2 protein-coding genes are annotated in these 2,103 nt (G+C 58.8%); both read right to left on the bottom strand.

The genetic code is table 11. The features are described 5' to 3' along the window. Positions 1-234: 234 nt before the first annotated feature. Positions 235-1,452, bottom strand: a complete 1,218-nt coding sequence (locus AAAB16_RS01340) for an SAM-dependent methyltransferase (RefSeq protein WP_340661712.1) — start codon at positions 1,450-1,452, stop codon at positions 235-237. 39 nt (positions 1,453-1,491) lie between these two features. Continuing rightward, positions 1,492-2,019, bottom strand: a complete 528-nt coding sequence (locus AAAB16_RS01335) for a DoxX family protein (RefSeq protein ID WP_340661711.1) — start codon at positions 2,017-2,019, stop codon at positions 1,492-1,494. Positions 2,020-2,103 lie beyond the last annotated feature (84 nt).

Genomic DNA, 2,103 nt, shown 5'->3' with positions numbered 1-2,103 from the left:
CGGCGGGGGTTAGGCGGATGGCTTTTGCCGCCACGCCACAAAAAACATCCCTAATCCGGCCGATGCGTTGATCGCGCCGATAGAGCGGATGCAGGTCCAACCCAACCCCGCACTCATCGCCATCGTGCCCAATCACGACATCTTTTCCACCACCGTCATTCCCGCGAAGGCGGGAATCCACAGGGCTGGCGATCCAGCGCGAAGATCAAGGCGGCGCTGATAGTGTTAGGTTTTTTAAAGACGTTGGTCGGCTTTAAGCAGCGTTTCCAGGCACTGTTCTTTGATGCCGTAGAAGTCTTTGATGCCTTGAATCTTGCCTAGTAGCTCGGTCGGGTCGACCGGCTCGGCACGCTTTACGGCGAGGATCATTTTGTTTTTGTTGGTGTGTTCCAACGAGACAAATTCGAACACCTTGGTTTCATAACCGCAGGCTTCCAGCAGCAGAGCGCGCAGGCTGTCGGTGACCATTTCCGCTTCCTGGCCCAGGTGCACGCCGTATTGCAGCATGGGCCGCAGCATGCTTGGGCTGGCCATCTGTGGGCGGATCTGTTTGTGGCAGCAGGGCGAGCACATGATGATTGCCGCATCGCTGCGAATGCCCAGGTGAATGGCGTAGTCGGTGGCCACGTCGCAGGCGTGCAGGGCGATCATGATGTCGATGGCCGCCGGGGTGTAGGTGCGCACATCGCCGTGTTCAAAGCTCAGGCCCGGTTGTTCCAGGCGCGCGGCAGCAGCGTTGCCCAGGCGCACCATATCTTCACGCAGTTCGACACCGGTGACCTTGCCCTGGCGGCCCAGGCTGTTGCGCAGGTAGTCGTGCATGGCAAAGGTGAGATAACCCTTGCCGGAGCCGAAGTCCACGGCGTGGATTGCTTCTTCTGGCGCGCGCTGCTGCAACGGCGAGCCGGCCAGGGCATGGGAAAACACTTCGACGAACTTGTTGATCTGCTTCCACTTGCGCGCCATGGCCGGCACCAATTCGTGCTTGGCGGTGGTCACGCCAAGGTCGGTCAGAAATGGGCGGGTGAGCTCGAGAAAACGTTTTTTCTCGCGGTCATGGCCGGCATCCGGCGCCTCGCGTTCAGCGGCTTTGCCGACAAACAAGCGGCTTTTGTTTTTCTTGCCAAAGGTCAGTTGCACATCGTCAGTGAGCGACAGCAGGTGGGCGTTTTTAAAGGCCGTGGGCAGCAGTTCAGCGATCAGCGCTAAGGCTTCGTCGACTGGGAAGTTTTTGGTGATATCGCGGGTTTTGTAGGTGTACACAAACGACAGGCACGCTTGGCCACGTACGGTTACCGGGCGAATCGCCACGCGCTGCAACTCGGTTTCCGCGCCCTGGTATTTGCTTAGCAGCACCTTGACCAGGGTGTTCTGCACCAAGCTCTTTTCTACAAGGGCAAGAAAGTCGCCACGGTCATCGCTGGCGGTGGCGGAGGAAACTTCAACTGACATGAATAGGCCCGGTTAACTGACTTGCGAGGGCCGGTAATGCTACAGGGTTCGCGCCATTTTGTGACGCCAAACGCGCTGACCGTAATAGCGGGCGAGCAGATGGTCGAGCGACAGCACACCGGGGCCACGGGCAATCAACAGCAGCAATACCGCTGCCCAGGTGCCGTGGGTAGGGTAGGCGCCGGGGTAAACGAATAGCTGAATGGTCAAGGTCATGCCCAGCAATGCCAGGGACGAGAAGCGCGTGGCCAGGCCGAGCAGGATCAGCACCGGAAAGAAGTGCTCGCTAAAGGTTGCGGCATAAGCGGCGATGTCGGGCGGGATCAGCGGCAAGTTGTATTCGCTGCTGAACAGCGGGATGGTCGAGTCGGCCAAGTGCGGGTTATCGAATTGAAAGGTGCCACTCACCACGTCAACGGCAAAGCCTTCGATCTTGGTTTGTCCGGACTTCCAAAACACCGCGGCAATGGAGAAGCGCGCTATAAACGCGATCAGGCTGTGGGGGATCTGTTGCAGCAGGTCGATAAAACGCTGGATAAGGCCCACGGGGCCGCTGGTGCTGTTCATGCTGTTACTCGTTGACGGTATAAGTGAGGGGAGAGAGCGCGGTAATAGCGCCATGGCTGATCAACAGCGCCAGGCAGGCGCTGA

It is taken from the genome of Pseudomonas sp. (assembly GCF_037994325.1).
In the GTDB taxonomy this organism is placed as follows: domain Bacteria; phylum Pseudomonadota; class Gammaproteobacteria; order Pseudomonadales; family Pseudomonadaceae; genus Aquipseudomonas.
The sequence above is the reverse complement of the archived record's forward strand: the minus strand, read 5'-3'. Positions and strand labels throughout refer to the sequence as shown.